This is a genomic window from Mesorhizobium australafricanum (assembly GCF_033977265.1).
Taxonomy (GTDB): Bacteria; Pseudomonadota; Alphaproteobacteria; order Rhizobiales; family Rhizobiaceae; genus Mesorhizobium; species Mesorhizobium australafricanum.
In genome coordinates, this window is record NZ_JAVIIT010000032.1 from 1 (window position 1) to 18506 (window position 18506).

The following is an 18506-nucleotide window of genomic DNA, read 5'->3' on the forward strand; positions in this document are numbered from 1 at the left end:
GGACGGAGACCTCGCAGACGAGGGCGTGGAGGACTGCATCTGCGTGGTGAGCCAATCCCAAGCCCCCTCGAACGGGGTAACTGGAGCTGAGGAAAACTCTTGAAACGAGCTGGCCTGCTGGGCGCCTTCCCCGGCGAACGAACCCGCCTCCTCAGGATCCCGCAACCCGAGCGCTCTGTTCGCCTCAACGACTTGTAGGTATTGCCGAAGGTCGTTGAGACGCAGCTTGGCCTGCTTAGTGGCTTGTTCGAAGCCCTTGACATCTCGCATCAACTCACTTTGTTGCTGCTGACCCCCCTTGAGTCGGCTCACTATGCTCCCCTTCTTCTCCCTTTGGAGCCAATCACTAAACCTGCGTTGCACGCTAGCCGCATGGAAAATAGGGGCCTTCTGTTTCGCAGTCGGCTCGGGTCCAAGGTTGCTCAATCTTTCTTGGGTCACAAGGTCGATAAGTTCGGCGTCGTCGGGATAAGCATCCAGGATGCGCCGCCCCATGATACGCGGGCCGGGCCCGATCTGTTCGATGCCGCACCCTTCCGACATAAGCCTCCGGAGATGATTCAGCGTCGACTGAAGACGGTTCTCAGGGTCGTTACCCTGGGCTTTATACAGGTCTAAATCGTCGGCCAGCGATTCATCTCGAAACCGAGAAGCCAACGGCTCCTTGTCGTTCTCATGGAGCCAGTTGGCGAATTTTTTTGCATGTATCAGGCTGCTGTCAATCGTGTTTTTGGGAACCCCGGCTTGCATGGCTGCCGTTTTGAACCTCTTCATGAGCGCAGCATCTTCGGCAGGAGGGGCAGCCAAGCGCTGTCGGCGGTGGGGGTTGAAATTTGGGGGGCGTTCCTCGACGTTCGCGGCATGGAACTCCTGAAGCACTGTCAATGCTGCATGGATATCTCTTGTGCCAGAGAGTGTCGCAAGTCGATTCAGATCCTCGGGGCGGTCAAGCAAGCTGGACAGCGTTAAGTTCATGGGCCGTAGCCAGGTACGGAATTTATGCAGACTCGTCTCCCACCCACTAACGGTCTTTCTCGCACGGCCGGCGGATTGGGCCGCCTCGCTGAGCCCCGCAATAAGCCTCTCGTCATCTGTGAGCTCAGCTGGTGGCAGATTGGTTTGTCGTATATTTTCCAATGCCTCTATGATTTGATCTTTGGTTTTCTTGCTGCCGGTAGAGTCAAATTGCTGCGCATACTCCCGTGCATCGTTGTCCAACTCATGGTCGTTCAACCGGTCGGCAATTGGGTCCCTCTCGCGCTGGTTAAGCCATGCACTGAACTGGTGCAAATGAGATGCATTCCTCTGGGCAGTCTGCACGAATGTGCTGCCGAGAGACGCCCTCAAAAACCTGGAGACAAGGATTTTGTCCGCCTCAAAGGGCTCGGTCGGGAGCCGTCGCTTCGCGTAATATATGCGAAGCTCTGAATGAACTACATCCGACGCCGACATTCCGGACGAGTCCTCACGACAACTCCCCGAAAAGGCTTTGACGACACCTGACTTCACACGTGACCATAGGTGCCGGCCTTTGCCGTCCTTCGTCCGCACAGCAGGAGGCGCTCCCAAGGGCCCGGTGTAGCACGTGCTGCTGAACCCGCCATTTCGTGGCTTGGACTGCGGAGGCATCCACATTGAATCCTCTATGTCAGCGCGCTGGGGGGTTCCATGCGGCTTGGCAGGGCGAGTGTCAGGCATACTAGCTTCAGGGTAAGTAGCATCACTGGGGCGCGCATCAGCGGAACTGAGCTGCAACTCGCTCAGTTGCTGTTCAAAATGTGCTTGATCCGCGGGCATGCCTCCCGATTGTTGCCTCGCCCGCTGCTGTTCCTGCAGAGCAGCGTAGTCGCGCATCCAGGCGTCCGTATCAAACCATCCGTTGTGGGGCTCCAAATCACTCTCCCTAGATGAGACAAATCATAGCTGGACCCAAGCTAAGCTCGGATGCGGAATTTGCATTTCGATCGAACCTAACGGCCGCTTCGAAGGCTTTGCGTTGTTCAACGTCCGGTGTATCTCTCATTTAGCTGTCAAAAGGCTGACGAGCACCTTTGTACGTGCCGGTAATTTCACAGATGTTGGAGTGCGCAGCCTGTGGGTGGCAATGACGAGGCTACTGATTTGCCGGTCTGATGTTTGATGTTCAAACCGGTTGCGAACTCGGATGGCTGAGCGGGAATGAACAGGGAGATATGATCTCCTCGAAGGCCACTGACAGACTGCTTCGACGTCACCGTGTCTATTGAGCTCTCGCCGCCTGCGTCCCATCGAGCCGATCAGGCCACTGCGGCTCGTTTTGTGGTCACGACACGCGCCCTGTTGCCCAGGACAGTGTCGACACGAGGGTACCGACAGGAAATGAATTTTTTGCAGCTGGCGAACAACGCCTGCACGGTTGCCCGGTCGTCGGTCTGCTTCTGCAGCCGATATGGCAGGCGCGCAATTCCCATCGTTCGGCCTCTTCGGCCACGGAGCGGCCGCAGGGCTGACGATGACGCAGATTGCTCACAAATTTCCAGTTCTCTCAGGCTGTAGCCCGCGCCCGCTGCCGCAGTAGTTCCAGTGGTCTTCGCTTTTAGCAACTTCAGCATTTTGGCTGAGCGCAGGTCAGGTTTATGTAAGGTAAGGACGGCTATGTGCGATGGCCAAAGCTTTGTCATTGTCTCAGGAAAGCAACATTTTGCGAAAGATCGATGTCTGTCGGGTGGTACGGGGGACATCGTCGCCTTTGGCGCATGGCTCGATGACCGCGGTTCCCGTTATTTCCATGCCGCCGACGTGCGCGCGACATCTCCTGCCGCGACTGCTGCGCGTGCTCCGGATTAAGGCAAGCTTTGGGAATAGCCGCCGGTGCCGTGCAAGCGATCGCGTCAGGGCGATCCACAAGACCTCGAACGGGACCGATGGGGTCTCACGCATGCTGAGTTGACCAATGGGGTGAGTACTTCGGTCGCATGCGCTTCGAGCGGCTGATGAGGGCATGGCCAGCGTCAGACTTTTCAGAACCCCCGTTTCGTGAAGACCATCTTCGCCTGGGCGCCCGGTCCATCGCACTTCTCGACCCACGGATGAGCGAATCAGCCTCGACACTATAGGCGGCGCATTGCCCGCATTGGAGATTGGATATATGACGGGCATTGGACGAACTGGAAGATCGCATATTGGAGGTGCTGACTCCGGCAGCACGCGGGGATCGAGCGGTCCGTGCCCGCAATCAGGCCGCGCCCCTGAAGAAGGCAGTCAATCGTTCAATTCCGTCGTGCAGCGGATGCACTCTGGGCCTCAAAACCAAGGGACGTCCTCCGCTCCCATTGCGCCCCAAGCCGATAATTCTGCTGGCGGCCGCCCTGCCGGTCCCTCGCTTGGCTCACACCGACTTTTGGCTGCTGCTCTAGGTCAAATCAGTGGGCGGCGTCGTCGTTTCCCCTCGGTGCCGGAGGGCGAGGGGCCAACCCGAGAAGAAGGCTTCTTGCATCCTGATGACGAACCCTGGCGCGGCGATCGATCAGCCGGACCTTCATATACAGCCGCGCGCCCACCGCGTCAGCAAAGCGTGAGCGAACCGGCTGCCAGACCGGGAGAACGGCCGATCGACGATAAGGCCGGGCGGGACGGTCACGGCGGAATCTCGCTACGGAACGGACCAAGGCGGCAGCCCGGTGGCGAACCCCGGCGCAGCCATCAAGCGGCCGGAAGCTCGCGCATCGACGCGTTGCCGCCACATCGACAAAGCGTACCCGATCTGGGCGCCAGATCAGGCGAGCGACCTATCGACCATGTAGCTAGGCGGGATGGCCGCACTGCAAACTCGCAAGAACTGCTTAATGGCGCCCTACACGACATCGGTTTCGCTGGTGACATCCGCAAATTCTCAATGGCTGTGGTGCGCTATCGCAGAGATCTGAAGATGCCGGAACTTGCAACATTCCTGCAACAGGCCGCTGCCCAGTTCACATCTCGATTTGTCACCAACTGGCAGCACGATATCCGCGTCCGGCAAACATGGGGATATGCCACAGTTTGCAATGCAGTGAGCCGCGAGGAAGGCCCGGCAGGCATGGAAGCTTGCCGGGCCATGGCAGCTCAGGTGTCTAGGTTTGCCCACGAACTCATTGATGTCGAGCCCAAAGCGCTTGCGCTCTTGGCGTTATCGTTCAGCCGATATCCACGGGTGCCGGCTTGCCAAAATGGGATGGGCAGCATTGCTGAATTTTGTTGCGAGCAAAGCGGAGTGCTTCGGGAACTCGACAGTCAAAGCCTGGCCCTGTTGGTGAACGGGTTCAGCAAATGGCCGGAACAGGAAAACTCACGCCTTGCCTCGGTCGCAGTCTCCGGTGAGGTCCGTCGCCGCGCCGAACGGACAAACGGCCTCGCCGGTTTTGAGCCACAGCATTTGGCGAATCTGGTGAACGGTTTCAGCAAATGGCCGCAAGAGACGGGGTGTGGCGCGGCCACGGTCGCCATCGCCAGCGAGGTGGGCCGTCGCGCTGGCCAAGCCAACTGGCTCTGTGATTTTCATCCGCAGGAATTGGCCAATTTGGTGAACGGTTTCAGCAAATGGCCGGAAGCTGCAGGCTGCGGTGACGGCACAGGCGCGATCGCTGGTGAGGTGCTTCGCCGCGGCGGCAGCCGGCTCTCTGCTCTTGATTCGCAGAACTTGGCGAACTTGGTGAACGGTTTCAGCAAATGGCCGGAGAGGACAGGCTGTGGCGCGGCCACGGCGGTGATTGCCAAAGAGGTTCTTCGCCGCGGCGCCGATGCGTTATCTGATTTTACTCCGCAGGGTCTGGCAAATCTGGTGAACGGCTTCAGCAAGTGGTCTGACACAGGGGGGTGTGGTGCGGCCACCCTCGCAATCGCGGGTGAGATTCGTCGCCGCGCCAGTGGAGCGGATCGGCTCGCCAATTTCACTCACCAGCACCTGGCAAACTTGGTGAACGCCTTTAGCAAGTGGCCTGGACAAGAGAGTTCACGCCTTGCCACTGTCGCGATCGCCGGTGAAGTCCGTCGCCTTGCCAACCGGCTCTCGGGTTTTGATTCGCGGGACTTGGCGAACCTGGTAAACGGCTTCAGCAAGTGGCCTGCCGAGTTGGCATGTGCCGAAGCCACGGTCGCGATCGCCTGTGAGATTCGTCGCCGCGCCGATAGGCTGTCCGATTTTACTCCGCAGGCACTAGCGAATCTGGTGAACGGCTTCAGCAAACGGCCGGACCAAGTGAGCTGTAGTAGCGCCACGGTCGCGATCGCTGGTGAGCTGGTTCGCCGCGGCCCCGGCCGACTTTCCAGTTTTGCCCACCAGCATCTGGCAAACCTGGTGAACGGGTTCAGCAAGTGGCCCGATCAGGCGAACTGCCGCGAGGCCGCGCTCGCGATCGCTGGTGAGGTTCTTTGCCGCCGCGCCCGCCGGCTCCCTGGTTTTGATTCGCGCGAGCTGGCGAACCTTGCGCTCGGTTTCAGCAAATGGCCCGATGAAGCAGTCTGTGGTGACGTCACGGTCGCGATCGCTGGTGAGATGCTTCATCGCGGGGACCGTGCCGATGAGCTATCTGCTTTCAGCCCGCAGGATCTGGCACACTTGGCGAACGGTTTCAGCAAATGGCCAAAGCAGGCGGGTTGTGCTGCGGCCACCGTCGCTCTAGCCGGCGAGGTTCGCCGCCGCGCCGACGCGCTGTCCGTCTTTGATCCGCAGGATCTGGCCAACCTGGTAGGTTGCTTCAGCAAATGGCCGGAACAAGTGGAGTGTCGCCGCGCTACCGTCGCGATCGGTTGCGAGATCCGGCGCCGCGCTGACCACGCTGGCCAGCTATCTTATTGTACCCCGCAGTCTCTGGCGAACCTGGTGAACGGCTTCAGCAAGTGGCCGGATGAGACGGGCTGTTGCCAGGCCACCCTTGCGATTGCCGGTGAGGTTCGCCGCCGCGGCGCCCACCTGACCGATTTTACTGCGCAGGAGCAGGCGAACCTGGTGAATGGCTTCAGCAAGTGGCCGGTAGAGGCGGGCTGTCGCGAGGCTACCGTCGCGATCGCCGGCGATGTGCTTCGCCGTGCCGATCGCGCCGAGCAGCTATCTGCTTTCAATCCGCAGGATCTGGCAAATCTGGTTAACGGTTTCAGCAAGTGGACTGACGAGACGGGGTGCGGGGACGCCTCGGTCGCAATTGCTGCTGAAGTTCGTTGTCGCGCCGACCGCACCGGGGGGCTGTCCGATTTCTCCTCGCAGCAACTTGCCATTGTCCTGCATGGCTTCAGCAAATGGCCCGAACAACCGGTATGCCACGGGGCGATCATGGATATCGCGCGCGGGTTCGGCGCGGCGGGTCCAAGATTTAGCACCTTCACTACCGTCGCGCTCGGCACCATCGCCAATATCTTCGGGCGCGGCGTCGTACGGGGACAGGACGCCGGAGAAATTGCAGACACCGCTCTGCTGAGGGATCGGCTGCATCAGCTGGCCCATCATCTTCATTACGCCAGCGATCGCCTGGAGCAGGCCGATGCGCTAAGCATCGTGCACATTTTCAAGGCGCTGGCGAAGGCGCAGTTGCATGACGATTTGGGTTTACTGGCACGGGCAGGCTTGGATCGGCTCGAGGCATTGCATCGGACCTCTGGCTTTGCGCCAGAGAACCTCGAGACCATGGGCAATCTCTGCGCCGCTCTGGTGCCGTTAGCGCGCAGCTCCCAAAGGGCGTTGCGCTGGCACCGCAGGCAGACTTTGAACCTGCTGAACGACATTCAACCAGTCATGGAGCACAAGATCAAGGCGCAACTCAAGGCAAGCGAGGCCGAGCGGATCGCTGGACCGAATTCGAGCCGCTGTCCAGCCTTGTCGATTTATCAAGTGCTCAAGGCCCGTGCTGTCCTTGAGGGGCTTTACAAGAGGCCCTACGTCGATGCCGAAAGTTCCACTTTGAAGCGGCGTCGGGATGAGCTGCATCGCGGAACCAGGGAGATCCTGGCCAGCACGCGCGGCCTCATCGAAGGCGACCTTTCCAACATGAGCTGGAACCTGATCGCGCAGATCGAGGCAGAGGGGCCGGTCGAGGCGCTGGACGAGTTCATGGCCCAGAACGCGGCACTGATCCAGGCCCGACATCCAGCCGCCGTCTTCGATGTCCATAAGGTATTGCGCGCTATGGACCACGAGCCGAGACCGCCGGAGGGTGATGCGGGGCTGATGCAGTTGCCGGTGGTGGACATGCAGGGGCGGCGATTGCCGACGGAGCCCGAGACGCGCTATTCCATTTTCCATCGCCTGACCTCAGGGGCGGTGAAGGTGGTCGCGGTACAACTGCCGGGAAAGCCGAGCGCCTTCATGCTGGGGCGGACATTGAGTGTCGAGGGTGTGCCATACCGGATGGATCTATTCGGCGGCAGCAAGTCAAAACCGCCGAAAAAGACCCTTGCCCAGATCGCCGCCCGCGCTCCAGGCGAAACGGGGGCTCAGGCGCTCGGGGGGAAGCTGCTGGCAATTCCATATGCCGAAACCGCACCGGGTACGGCGTTCGAGCAGCTGTCGCGACACTGGGCGCCATTCAAAGAAGCCTATTATTACACGCAGCGCCGAGGCTTTGCCGCGCCCCCGGCGATCAAAGGTCTAGGGCCCCACGACTACGCACTCGAAGGAGCCTTCAAACTGTCGCTGCTGCCGGACCGTCTGACGGGCGAGGCGCATCCCTTCAGGCTGACCGGGCCGGAAGGCCCGATCGCCTTGCGACCGCATGACGGTTGCGGCTTCATAAAGGCTTCGTTGGCCGAGCGTATGCCGGCTGTTCGTCGGGCCGCTCAAGGCCAAGGTCTCGATCGGGTGGCTGCTTTTGCTGAGGCAAGGAGATCGTCCGTTCCTGCCTCGGCGCTGCAACATTATCCGCGCAGCGAGCTGGTGGCGGATGAGACGCGCGAGAAGGCCAAGACCTGGCTCGACAGCAGAGAAGGACAAGAGCTGGGGGCCGAGGATCTGTTTCGCACCGTGACGGCCGGACACATCGACGCTCCCGGCGCGGTCGCCGTACCGTCCAGTGATGATTGCGTCCATGTGCCCACGCTCAAGAGCGAGACCTTGACGGGGAGGGGTGGCGTGCTGATCGGGCGAGCCCCCTATGACAAGGCCAACCTGCGGCCATTTGGCGCCAAGCAAGTCAGGTCGGCAGGTGATGGGGATCCGACTGCGGCCTTCCTGGATGGCTGCGTAGCCATTCAATACAGTTTCAATGTCGCCGAGAAGAACGGGAAAGAACTGGCGGGCGACGATCCGATGTTTTTTGCCAAAGGCATTCTGATCGTCGTGCCAGACAAGATGTGGCCGGCCGACTACGCCGAGCGTGGGCTGGTGCTGTCCGCCGAAGACGTCAAATCGCATTCGAGCTGGACACACGGCAAGGATCGCGCCAAGGTGGACACGCCGGTCGACAGCATAGGCATCCTCCAGGCGACGGAGGTGTTTGCTCCGGGCTCTTTGGTTGCTATCCCGACCAGTGAACAGAAGAAGCTTGACGGCGACTTCGACGGGGACGCGGTCATCATCATCGGCGACCGACCGCAGCTTTATGAGCATGTGCGGCAGTTCGATGAGAAGGAGCAAGCGCGCGGCGTTCGCTCACTCAAGCCGGCGAAGTCGCATACCCCGGCGCTTAAGGACGATAGCTACCAATTCAGTCGTGCCCGCCAGATCCTTGCCACCACGCAGGACGTCCTGGAAACCTATAGCTGCCTGCAGCGAAACTTTCTGGCGCAGTCCGACGAGGCGCGACGCTGGTTTGCCGAGCGTGCTGTCTTTGGCACCTACGAGGGCATTCACCACGAGCTCAGGCGCGACATCGCTAACCTGTTGAACGCGGAAGAGGTGCGGGGCCAGGATATCCAGGACACGCTCGCCAGGGTGAGGCAGGAGATCGAGGTCGCCCGGCATCCGGTCGCGCGCGAGATGGCCGCGTTGCTCGTGACCGAGCTTGCGGCATGGGCGGCGAAGGCGGATCAGCAAAACTTGTCCGCAACCGTCGAGATCGTGGACGATTTAAGCCCGTCGGTGAGCCCAGCGCTTGCAAACCTCTTCCAGGAATTAGCGGAGAGCTATCCGGCAACGTCCCAGCCGCGCGACCGCGTCCAGCTTTTGCTCGACCACACTCAAGCCCGGATCGATCCTTCCCCAGATGGCTACAATCCGGACGACCTCGTCGAAAGCACAAGCAACCTGCTGAGCCTCGGCATTAAGGTCGGGACGGATGCCTATAAATCCGACACCGGCACCCGCCGGTTTATGAAAAAAGGCCATGAGCTGCAGCGGCTCCTATGCCAGACGCCGGGCTTGCAGCCCGTGCCTTACGTCAAGAGCATGGCGGCGACACTCAGCCAGGGCAGGTTCGATGTCGATGCGACCTTGGAGGAACTCAAGGACAATCCCACGCTGGCGGCTTGCGTCATGGAGGCCTCGATCAAATTCGCCGCACAGAACGGCCTGTTGCCCGAACGCTCCGGCCGCCGCCCTGCCGCCGTGGATTCCGATGTGACGGTAACGCTGAGCCGCCAGGAAGCATCGGAGCAGGCCAAAATCGAGGCGACGCGCGCGAGAGTTGAAGAGGAGGCAATCACCGCAGCGGCAATCTGGGTTGCCGAGAGCCTCAGGCAGGCCGGCATCCCGGTGAACATGCCTCATTTCGATCGCCGGGTGCGATCGGAAGGCTCGATGGCTGAACAGCTCACCGGATTGAACGCCCCCTCTGGCAGCGCGCCGCAGCTGATAAGCAACGCTGTCCGCCACATCTTCGAACTCCCCGACCAGGATTTTACCCGTGGCTTTAAGAAAGCCATCCTGGCCTTCGACGAGCGCGGCTACGCCGAACGCCACACAACCAACTGGTTCAGGATGCGCAATCCGACTTTCAGCGGCATCCAGAGCGTGCTCGCCACACCGCATGGTTATCGCTTCCAGGTTGAGTTCCATACGCCGGCCAGCTACCAAGCCAAGCTCGCCAATCATCACACATACAAGCAGCTGGACCAGCTGCGGCGGGCGGGTGGGGACGCTCCTGCGGAGCAACTCATGCAGCGCGTCATGGAAAACTGCCAGGGCGTTCCAGTCCCCGATGGCGCTCTGGCCGTGCTTCAGTGGGAAGCCGAAGGCGAACGCGGTGCAGGCGCCACTGCGGCCCTGAAATTGCGACCTGTCGGGCAACCAAGCATGCCGCAAACCGTCGGGTCATCACAGGCGAAGGAAGTCGTCGCGGCGCTCGGCAGTCGGCCGGTCGTGCTCGTTGGCATGCCGGGCGCCGGCAAATCCAGCATCGGCCCAGCTCTCGCGAAGCGACTGCAGCTCCACTTCCACGACACGGACAAAATAATCGAAAAGCAGACCCACAAATCGATCTCGCAAATCTTCGAAGAGCAGGGCGAGGCCTACTTCAGGGAGATGGAGGCGAAACTGATCGCCCGTCTGCTGGAGGAAGCGCCCGCGGTGATCGCCACCGGCGGCGGCGCGTTGATGCATGAGCAGAGCCGCCGTCTCATCGGCGACAAGGCGGTCTCGATCTGGCTCGATACCAAGCTGGAGGTTATCAAAAAGCGCCTCAAAAGGGATACCAGCCGCCCGCTGCTGCGAGGCCCTGACCCGGAGCAAAAGATCGCCCAACTGATCGATGAGCGCAGACCATTCTACCAACAAGCCGATCTCACCTTCATCCCGCCTCACCAACAAGACAAAAAGAACGCGGATCCATGCCTCAGCGCGCTACACGCCCATCTGTGCCCAACGCGGCCGCCACTCAGCAATTCGCCAATATTGTTGCGTCACCAGGATAAACCGTAGACAAGCACAGGAACTGAAGGGAGCGTGTGAATGAGCCCTCGGTATCGTTTCAAGTCGCAGGGCAGTGAAAACACCGATACGAGAGAGTAATAACCACCGAAGCGGAGTCAGGGGGGCCATCGTCGATGGCCTCATCGCGCGTCCGGATTTGTTGCCCCCCCAAACGCCACCGCAGCCGCCAAACGCTCGCTGGCAAAAGCACTCGCTGACTTGCGTCTGAAAAAATAAAGCACCGTTCCGCACCCGCGCTATATACCTATGGACCGCCAGTTTAGCGGCGATCGTGAACGGGTCTATAACGATGGCGCGGCGAGCCCCCTACCATCTAATTTCATCCATCGGCAGAGTTCGCATACTACGAACACGCTTCACATCGAACTGCTTCAATTGCGGCACCGAGCATGACAGCCCCTTCCGATCCCACCTGCCGGGAAAATGGTGCCTTCAAAGCCGCCGTCGCATCGATATGAGCAGGCCAGCCCGTACACGACCATCAGTTTTGTGACAGCGTCCCTTCGTTTTTTTTGAGCCGTCAGCTTCTCGAAAGCTCGCGCTCTTACTTTGAGCAAGTCGATTTTGAACACTGCATCGCAGCCTCTTGAGGGCAATAAAGGAACCGAGGTACCTGATGGTCGGAGCAATTAGAGGTGGAGGTGGCGGCAACGGTGCTTCCTTGGCTCGTGCGGGCCATGGGGATAGGCAGGATGAGCCCGGCGGGCCTTCTGGTAGTGGCCGACCGGTTGGGGAGGGTGGTCGGGACAGCGGTTCGGTCAGTTCCGGAAGTGACCCGCAAGCCGTAGATCAGAATGCGGCATTCCAAAGTGTTCTGAGTTCCATTGCGGTACAAATGGCGAGCGATACCATGGCTGATTTCGATGACGCCATGGGTGACACGGAAGAGGATGCCTGACGCCGGATCCTTCGGCGTCAGGAGTGTAAGCCGTCAAGCACGGCACAATTCGAACGGAAAGGAAAAACGATATGTCTAAAGTTGCTCCCCCTGCTGGTGGTGGTGCTGCTCCGGCCATTGGCAATATGGCTGCTGACGGGGCTGGGGCTGCCGCCTTCCAGTCGCAAATTGCGGCGCTCACGGCAATGAGCGCAGAGGCGACGCAAAGGAGTGTGATGCTGCGCACCGTTACAACCAACCTTCAAACAATCAAGAAGGTGGCCGACGAGCGCGTTCAGTAACATTGCAAACGGGACGTAGTGTCGTCCCGATCGCTGCCTTGGCAGTGCAATGTGGAGTCAAAATGAGCCGTACGGCCATGCTGTACGGCTCATCTCCTTGTGCGGGAGAGTTCCGTGAATGACGCCATTTCCGTCGATTTCGAGGTGCTGTCGGGCCTCTATTCTGGGCTGACTGGTAATGCGCCTCTGGGGCCGAATGTAATCGGTGGTGGTCTTGAGTCCGATATAATTTTCATCGAGCAAGGGCTAGAGGCGCGTCATCTTCGTATCAGTCTTCTTGGCAATTCGATCGAGGTCGAGGCCCTTGCGGATGGGGTCCGCATAGAGGGCAACCAAAATGTTGCAGCAGGCGAGCGCGTTGTTGTGTCTCTTCCTGTCGTCATTCATGTGGGCGCGATGTCCATTCTCTGGTCCGTTCAAGATGCCGGGCAAAAGCGCCCCATTGGCATGCGTCGCCTCTCAATGCCAGTGATAGCCGTCGTCTTGCTGAGCTGCATTGGAGTCGGCGCGCTCTCAACCATTTTTTCCCTCTACGGCAGCGCCAGTGGATTGAGCGCCAATCCTACTAACCCCGCACCTATATCGAAGGTAACCATCAACCGCCCTGGTGATCAGAGCGTCCAGTTAGCGGCGAAAGCGCTGCAAGACGAAATTGATCGGGCGCAGTTATTCGATATCAAGATCAAATCCGCAGACAGTGTTGTTACCGCCGAGGGCACCGTCACGCCTGCCTTGGTCTCCAAGTGGCAGAAGATCCAACAGCGGTTCGATCATCGCACGAATGGAGCGCTAACACTCGTGAACGGTGTGGTGATCAAAGAGGACAAGGCGCCATCCGCAATCCCCATTGAAGCTGTTTGGCGCGGGAATCTGCCACATCTTCTGATCGGTGGGCAGAAGTATTTCGTCGGCGCTCTATTGGATAATGGATGGATGGTCGATCGGATTGAGGACGCTCATGTGCTGCTGAGCCGAAATGGCCGCGTTGCTGCGCTCCCTTATTAAACTTCCAGGTTCGGTAGGAGAACTCCATGGTCAAGATGTCCAGCTACCCTGTCGGCTCCGGCACCTCGGCGCGCGATCTTAACATCGAGCCTGCAGGAGCAGCCGAGCCGGCCAATGATGCAACCAAGAATGCGGGGAAAATCGCGCTTACGAATATGGAGATCGATCGCGCTCATGCAAATAGTAGCAAGAAGCATGCATCGACTTTGCGGCGTGCGCACGCGCACGATATGCCGCTCGCACGCACGGCCAACGGATCGTTGGGAATTAGTGAAATCGAGGCGGTCACGCGCGTCAGCCCAAGCGAGAGCACTCAGATCAGTGAGATCGAGCCCCGCGCTGCAATGGCCGCTCTTTATGGCCATACTCTCGCACGTAGCCAGCTCTCCTTCATCACGCCACGCCTACGTCATCCGGAAATCCTGCGCGAAGGGAAGCGTGGTGTTCTTCTGGAGGCCTTGGTCGACGCGCTAGCGGCGGTACCTGAGGATTCGGTGGCGCGTGAAGGTATTTCCGCCCTCCAAGAGGAGTTCCGGCGGCTGGTGCTGTTGCGACAGAACCGGAACAGCTTGATCAAGGCGAGCGAAGGTCGACCTGGATGAAGAATAACACTCAAATGTTACGTCATCCCGTAGGGACACACGTTGCCAAAGACCGGTGATGTCGTGCTGATTTCCGAGCAGGAGCGAGATTTGCTCTGCGCCCTTTCCTATGCCCACCTAGCGTGTGGGCAGAGCGCCCAAAGCCTAGCCTTGTTGCGGCTCGCCGTCAGCGACAATTCTCAAGATGTCAGCCTGCTACGGATTTTCGCCTATGCGCTGATTGCTGAGGGTCTCGGCGATGAAGCACTGACGATCCTGGACAGGCTGGACGTACTTGATGACCAGCAATCTTCTCGCGTCCCTCTGACTCTCATGCGTAGCCATGCGCTGCTGCGAGCCCGTCGCATGGACGAGGCGCGAGCCGTTTTCCAAAGCTACGTTTCACTTCGCAGCAGCACAGTTCTTCTCAAACAAACATAAAGAAGGTCGCAATGGCGAACCTCATGCGCAACTTCATCGCGCGAGCGCCGGCCAACCCGGATATAATGGTCGCGTTAATGCTGCTTCTGGCGATCGGCATGATGATCATGCCAATCCCAATCGCGGTCGTTGACGTCCTGATCGGATTCAACCTCGGATTCGCCATACTTCTTCTAATGGTTGCCCTGTATGTCGGCACGCCACTTGAACTTTCTTCCCTGCCCGGCGTCATTTTGATCTCTACGGTGTTCCGCCTCGCGCTTACCATTGCAACGTCGCGACTAATCCTTGCAGAGGGGGAGGCCGGCAGCATCATCCACACGTTCGGCGATTTCGTAATCTCAGGCAACATCGTCGTAGGTTTTGTCATCTTTCTAGTGGTGACCATGGTCCAGTTCATGGTTCTCGCAAAGGGTGCCGAACGCGTTGCAGAAGTGGCGGCGCGATTCACGCTGGACGCTCTGCCAGGCAAGCAAATGGCGATCGATGCCGAGCTAAGGAATGGCCACATCGATGAGCATGAATCTCGTAGGCGGCGCGCCATGTTGGAGAAAGAAAGCCAACTTTATGGCGCTATGGACGGGGCCATGAAGTTCGTAAAGGGCGATGCCATCGCCGGGCTGGTGGTTATCTGTATCAACTTGCTGGGCGGAGTTTCCATCGGGCTGTCTAAGGGTTTGCCCTTCGGCGAGGTGCTGCACCAATACACTCTGCTGACCATAGGTGATGCATTAATCTCACAGATTCCGGCGCTGCTGCTGTCGATTTCATCGGCGACCATAGTCACGCGTGTAGGTGGGGCCGGGAGACTCAACCTTGGTGCCGACATAGCCGGCCAGCTCACCGCCAATACGCGGGCATTGAGGCTGGCTGCTGGTGTCATGGTTGCGATGGGGTTTGTTCCCGGCTTCCCTCTGCCCGTCTTTCTCGTGTTGGCCGCGGTCTTCGCGACGGCAAGTTTTACCAAAGGTGATAAGCAAAACGGCGACAATGCAAATGCTACCACTGCAGCTCCCGGGGAGCCAAAAAAGCAAACCCCACCTCCGGAAGGAGGTCCGATCACCCTGCTCCTTGCACCGAGCCTTGGAGATGCGATCAACCAAACCGAATTGCAACAGCACATTGAGCGCGTTTCGGAACTGGTCTCATCTGACCTCGGCATCATTGTTCCTCGCATCCCTGTTGCAGTCGAACAGCAGTTGCCGGACCCGCAGTTCAGGATAGATGTCGAGGGCGTACCGGTCGAACAGGATGCGATTGATCCGACGCAGCTAAGGCTCACCGACGATCTGGTCAATATTGAATTGAGCGGCATCCCCTTCCAGCATGACCCACAAGCGGGCAAGATCTGGGTCGAACAAAGCCATGCATCGGCTCTCAATGACGCCGGCATCGGCTATCACAGTCCCATCGAACTTATTGCATCGCGAGTCCAGGCAACGCTGACGCGCCGTGCGCGGCGCTTGGTGGGCATCCAAGAGACGCGTGAATTGCTGGGCCGAATGGAGCAGAAATATGCCGATTTGGTGAAGGAGGTGCTACGCACGACGCCGATCCCCCGGATTGCCGATGTCCTGCGCCGTCTACTGGACGAAGATATCCCGATCCGCAACACCCGCCTTGTCCTGGAGGCACTGGCCGAATGGGGGGAGCAGGAGCAAAACGTCGCATTGTTGACGGAATATGTTCGTTCCGGTCTGACGCGACAGATCTGTCATCGTTTTGCCAACGCTCAGGGTGTGGTGCCCGCCTTTATTATCGAACGTGAAACCGAGAATTTGGTGCGCAGCGCGATACGTGATTCGGCTGTTGGTCCCTACCTCGTATTGGGGGACGGGCAAAGTGAGATGCTGCTGTCACAAATGCGGCAGATCCATTCGAACCCTGCGCCGGGTCAGCGGCATCCTGTCATATTGGCTTCAATGGATGTCCGACGCTTCGTCCGCGGTTTCCTTACTCGCAACGGGATCGATCTCGTCGTTTTGTCTTATCAGGATCTGGATTCGGAGTTTACGATTCAGCCGGTTGGATCCGTCAAGCTCACCGCTGCAACGAATCATGAAACGTCAGGAGAACGTAACAATTTGCGCGTTGAGCCCAGCTGAAGTGCGTAGCATTAGTCGTAAGGATAGCGGCATTCACATGAGAACAACAGTCGTTTCGCAGCTGCGTTCAGTTCGTCTGGCGTCAGTTCCCTTCGCAATACTTGTCATTCTTCCTCTCGGCGGTTGCGCTAGCTGGGGCACGCAAGCTCTTTCAGTGAAGGACACGCCGTCACCCGAGTTGCTCGGTGCCAAGGATATCAATCCGGCCATGCGCGAACGCATCTTGAGCTCCGTTGGTCAGGATGCTCACGAGCGGGCTTTGCGGGATCAGCTGCAGCAGCAACCAGGCAATGTCGACGCGGCGATCCAGCTTACGAAAGCCCTACTAGCAAGGAAACTCCCGAAGGAGGCCCTTCAGGTGCTCGACGGGGTTTTGATCGCGGCTCCAGGCAACTTGCGCACATTGAACGCGAAGGGAGTTGTGCTCGACATTTGCGGACGGCATGGCGCGGCACAAGCGCTATATCGCCAAGCGCTCAGGAAAGAACCCGGGAACCAGATGTTGGTCAACAACCTTAACCGGTCGCTCGCGCTTGACGAGAAGTCCGGACGGAGTGCGCCGGCACGATCGCGGTAGACTGGCATTCGCGCGGAAGCTCATCGCAGGCGATCAACATGGTCGCAGCAGCTTTTCATCAGTTGTTCCCCATTCTCCCCGCAAAACCTGACGAGCCCGAAATCAGCGCGAAAAAGCGTGGTCCATAGGTACGCGAATTGGTCTCTCAAATGCTCAAATCCAGTAAGTGTGCGCCTTCTACGGCAATCAAACAGGGTATGTCTCCGAACGTACGTGCCTCTGCGTTCTTGAAACTTGAAGGCGCAGAAGAGGGTGCTTGTCGCTACGACATGAGATGTCATTCAGAAAGGGCGCGGCATTTTGTTTTCAATGAAGAACTGGCGCGTATCTCATCGGGTGATGTAGCCCAGTACCGGTGCAGTGCGGTTCAGCAAGAGCGTCCAATTGGAATTTTTTCGAGTGTCTATTCTTGTGAAATCGGGCGTACCTTTCAGCTGGCCGACTGGTGCGAAGGACTATGAAAAAGGGGCCTCTAACCGACCTTTTAGTCGAACGGTTTGAGACGATGCCGCCTCAGCTCCAGCGGGCTGCCCGGTTTGTGTTGGACCATCCGCAGGACGTCGCGTTGATGTCCATGCGCGAGCAAGCGCATTTAGCGGGTGTGTCCCACACGACCATGATGAGGCTAGCGCGATGGCTCGACCTCGACCGCTACGAAGACATGCGCAGCATTTATGCGAAGGCCCTGCGCACGTCTGCCGAATCGCCGCTGCCTGAGCGTCGGCAAGATGGCGATGGCAGTTACTCAACGGTCGGAGTCGTCGCGGGCACGCTGGCAGCGGAAATCGCGAGGCTCGGGGAATGCGCGAACGCGATGCAGCTGACGGCTGCTGCCAGTGTCCTTGCCGAGAGCCGAAATCTCTTCAGCCTTGGCCTGCGCGCAGAGCATCCGGTGGCACAGCATTTTGCCTACACGCTGTCACGGCTCGGCCGGCAGGCGGTCGTTCTTGATGCGGCCGGGGGACTCGGCATCGATGCCTTGCGAGGTGTCGGGAAAGGCGACGTAGTGCTGGCGGTAGGCATCGAGCCTTACTGTCGTGCAACCATCGAAACGGCTAGGCAAGCAGCGCGCCAAGGAGTGGCTGTGGTTGCCATCACCGACAGCAGCGTATCGCCGCTCGCCCGTATGGCCAAGGCAAGCGTCATTGTAATTAGCAATCCTCAATCCTTCTTCAAAAGTATCGCGCCGGCTCTGGTAGCAAGCGAGATCTTGGCCAAGTTGATCGCTGCCAAGTCCGGATTGAATGTCTATGAGGTCGTGAAGGAAATCGAGCGCCAGCTGGCGGAGCTCGATGTCTTCTGGAAACGATAGTGGAAGCGCAGCGGGTGGGCGAAATGTAATCCAAACCGCTGGTACCGGGATTAGCGCGTTTCCGGAAATTACTTGATGATTACCCGCGTGATTATCCGCGCGAGACGACATGGAAGGCTGCGCCTTTCGCAAGCGCCTGAGGCAATACGCACGCTCACCTAGGTTGCCGCGCCGCAAGGCTGCATAGGCGAGGCGCGGCATCACCAGATCCGACAGCTTCGCAACGGCGGCTGGACGGGGCTCGTCGAACGGGAAGATCGGCGGGCCGTGCAGCGAGTTCCTCCTTCGCGCCTGGAGGGATGATCTCGACTGGTCCTGCCGCGCTCTCGGTCCGTCAGCCTGTCGACAGCTGAGCCCCATAGAACAGTTTCCAGCCGCCAGGGCGGCTTGAGCTGCTCGGAACAGGCAAGGGAGATACGATGGGTCCCTTTAGCAATATCAATCGGTCCCACGTCTCAGATTTCGCCCGCACAGACGATGCAGGCTCGCAACA

The 18506-nt window shown here is 59.2% G+C and carries 8 protein-coding genes and 1 pseudogene; 8 read left to right on the plus strand and 1 reads right to left on the minus strand.

The genetic code is table 11. The features are described 5' to 3' along the window. Positions 1-1290: pseudogene (locus RFM98_RS30555) on the minus strand (hypothetical protein); the annotation flags it as partial. A gap of 2584 nt (positions 1291-3874) precedes the next feature. Here RFM98_RS30555 and RFM98_RS30560 point away from each other — a divergent pair. The 8 genes from RFM98_RS30560 (at position 3875) to RFM98_RS30595 (ending at position 18013) form a co-directional block, all read left to right on the plus strand. Next, complete coding sequence (locus tag RFM98_RS30560) at positions 3875-10801, plus strand: shikimate kinase (RefSeq protein ID WP_320312215.1); 6927 nt, start codon at positions 3875-3877, stop codon at positions 10799-10801. Positions 10802-11782: 981 nt separating this feature from the next. Continuing rightward, a complete protein-coding gene (locus tag RFM98_RS30565) occupies positions 11783-11992 on the plus strand; it encodes a nodulation protein NopA (RefSeq protein WP_320223950.1) in 210 nt (69 codons plus the stop codon). Between the two features lie 114 nt (positions 11993-12106). Continuing rightward, the gene (locus RFM98_RS30570; RefSeq protein ID WP_320256434.1) at positions 12107-12997 is read left to right on the plus strand and encodes a SctD/MshK family protein; all 891 of its coding nucleotides are present in this window, start codon (positions 12107-12109) and stop codon (positions 12995-12997) included. 26 nt (positions 12998-13023) lie between these two features. Then, a complete protein-coding gene (locus RFM98_RS30575) occupies positions 13024-13599 on the plus strand; it encodes a hypothetical protein (RefSeq protein WP_320312216.1) in 576 nt (191 codons plus the stop codon). Between the two features lie 42 nt (positions 13600-13641). After that, the gene (locus RFM98_RS30580; RefSeq protein WP_320237091.1) at positions 13642-14019 is read left to right on the plus strand and encodes a histidine kinase; all 378 of its coding nucleotides are present in this window, start codon (positions 13642-13644) and stop codon (positions 14017-14019) included. An 11-nt stretch (positions 14020-14030) separates the two neighbouring features. After that, entirely contained in the window at positions 14031-16124 is a 2094-nt protein-coding gene (sctV, locus tag RFM98_RS30585; RefSeq protein ID WP_320312217.1) for a type III secretion system export apparatus subunit SctV, read from the plus strand. Positions 16125-16161: 37 nt separating this feature from the next. Continuing rightward, the gene (locus tag RFM98_RS30590; RefSeq protein ID WP_320230224.1) at positions 16162-16701 is read left to right on the plus strand and encodes a tetratricopeptide repeat protein; all 540 of its coding nucleotides are present in this window, start codon (positions 16162-16164) and stop codon (positions 16699-16701) included. 568 nt (positions 16702-17269) lie between these two features. Then, positions 17270-18013: a MurR/RpiR family transcriptional regulator gene (locus tag RFM98_RS30595; protein ID WP_320256435.1), complete on the plus strand. Its 744-nt coding sequence runs from the start codon at positions 17270-17272 to the stop codon at positions 18011-18013. Positions 18014-18506 lie beyond the last annotated feature (493 nt).